This is a genomic window from Anaerostipes faecalis, from assembly GCF_018982945.1.
Taxonomy (GTDB): Bacteria; Bacillota; Clostridia; order Lachnospirales; family Lachnospiraceae; genus Anaerostipes; species Anaerostipes faecalis.
This window is the reverse complement of sequence record NZ_JABRXE010000025.1, coordinates 1-2343: the sequence shown is the minus strand read 5'-3', so window position 1 is coordinate 2343 and position 2343 is coordinate 1. Positions and strand designations below refer to the sequence as shown.

The following is a 2343-nucleotide window of genomic DNA, read 5'->3' as shown; positions in this document are numbered from 1 at the left end:
CAAGTCATCCCTCACTCTGCCTTCTCTGGTTAAAGCCTCGACCGATTAGTAACAGTCAGCTCCATGTATTGCTACACTTCCACCTCTGCCCTATCAACCTCGTAGTCTTCAAGGGGTCTTACTACCTTATGGTATGGGAAATCTTATCTTTAGGGGGGCTTCACGCTTAGATGCCTTCAGCGTTTATCCCTTCCAGACTTGGCTACTCTGCCATGCACTTGGCAGTACAACAGATACACCAGCGGTCCGTCCATCCCGGTCCTCTCGTACTAAGGACAGCTCCTATCAAATTTCCTCCGCCTGCGCCGGATAGGGACCGAACTGTCTCACGACGTTCTGAACCCAGCTCGCGTACCGCTTTAATGGGCGAACAGCCCAACCCTTGGAACCTGCTACAGCTCCAGGATGCGATGAGCCGACATCGAGGTGCCAAACCACTCCGTCGATGTGAACTCTTGGGAGTGATAAGCCTGTTATCCCCAGGGTAGCTTTTATCCGTTGAGCGATGGCAATCCCACGTTATACCACCGGATCACTAAGTCCTACTTTCGTACCTGCTCCACCCGTCGGTGTCACAGTCAAGCTCCCTTCTGCCTTTGCACTCTTCGAATGGTTTCCGACCATTCTGAGGGAACCTTTGAGCGCCTCCGATACCCTTTCGGAGGCGACCGCCCCAGTCAAACTCCCCACCTGACATTGTCCCCCGGCCGGATCACGGCCGATGGTTAGAAATCCAACATGATAAGAGTGGTATCCCAACAGCGACTCCATAAGGACTGACGTCCTTACTTCTCAGTCTCCCACCTATCCTGTACATATCATGCCGAATCCCAGTATCAAGCTGGAGTAAAGCTCCATGGGGTCTTTCCGTCCTGGCGCAGGTAACCAGCATCTTCACTGGTATTTCAATTTCACCGGGTGTGTTGTTGAGACAGTGCCCAAATCATTACGCCTTTCGTGCGGGTCGGAACTTACCCGACAAGGAATTTCGCTACCTTAGGACCGTTATAGTTACGGCCGCCGTTTACTGGGGCTTAAGTTCAAAGCTTCGCTTGCGCTAACCTCTCCCCTTAACCTTCCAGCACCGGGCAGGCGTCAGCCCATATACTTCACCTTTCGGTTTTGCATAGACCTGTGTTTTTGCTAAACAGTTGCTTGGGCCATTTCTCTGCGGCCACTCTCATGGCACTCCTTCTCCCGAAGTTACGGAGTCATTTTGCCGAGTTCCTTAACAACACTTCTCCCGTCGGCCTTAGGATTCTCTCCTCATCCACCTGTGTCGGTTTACGGTACGGGCACATATGAAACGATAGCGGCTTTTCTCGACAGCCAGGGGCCTGGACTTCCCTACTTATGTTCGGTACGCATCACGTCTTCAGATCATCAGGCGGATTTGCCAGCCTGACTCCTACCTCGCTTGCTCCGGGCTCTCCATTCCCGGATTCCATTCCCTGTCTGTGTCCCCACAGTTCTGTCCATATGTGGTACAGGAATCTCAACCTGTTATCCATCGACTACGTCTTTCGACCTCGCCTTAGGTCCCGACTTACCCAGAGCAGATCAGCTTTACTCTGGAAACCTTAGATATTCGGCCTGAAGGATTCTCACCTTCATCTCGCTACTCATTCCGGCATTCTCTCTTCCATGAAGTCCACCACTCCTTTCGGTATGGCTTCATCCCTCATGCAATGCTCCTCTACCAATGCATTCGCATTCCCAAGCTTCGGTGTCGTGTTTCAGCCCCGGACATTTTCGGCGCAGGGACTCTCGACTAGTGAGCTATTACGCACTCTTTCAATGAATGGCTGCTTCTGAGCCAACGTCCTAGTTGTCTTCGAATCCCCACATCCTTTTCCACTTAACACGCACTTTGGGACCTTAGCTGTGGGTCTGGGCTCTTTCCCTTTTGACCATCCAACTTATCTCGTATGGTCTGACTCCCATGAACCATCTGTCTGGCATTCGGAGTTTGATATGCTTTGGTAAGCTTTGACGCCCCCTAGGCAATTCAGTGCTCTACCTCCAGCAGACTCTCATGAGGCTAGCCCTAAAGCTATTTCGAGGAGAACCAGCTATCTCCGGGTTCGATTGGAATTTCTCCGCTATCCACACCTCATCCCCACCCTTTTCAACGGATGTGGGTTCGGTCCTCCACTTCCTCTTACGGAAGCTTCAACCTGGACATGGATAGGTCACCCGGTTTCGGGTCTACCCTGGCTGACTATACGCGCTATTAACGCTCGCTTTCACTTCGGCTCCGGACCTTAAGTCCTTAACCTCGCCGGCCGGGGTAACTCGCCGGACCGTTCTACAAAAAGTACGCAGTTCCACATTTACAGTGGT

General features: G+C 52.2%; 1 rRNA gene. It reads right to left on the bottom strand.

The window, feature by feature from the left end:
- Nucleotides 1–25: 25 nt before the first annotated feature.
- Nucleotides 26–2343, bottom strand: a 23S ribosomal RNA gene (locus KTB61_RS12835); the annotation flags it as partial.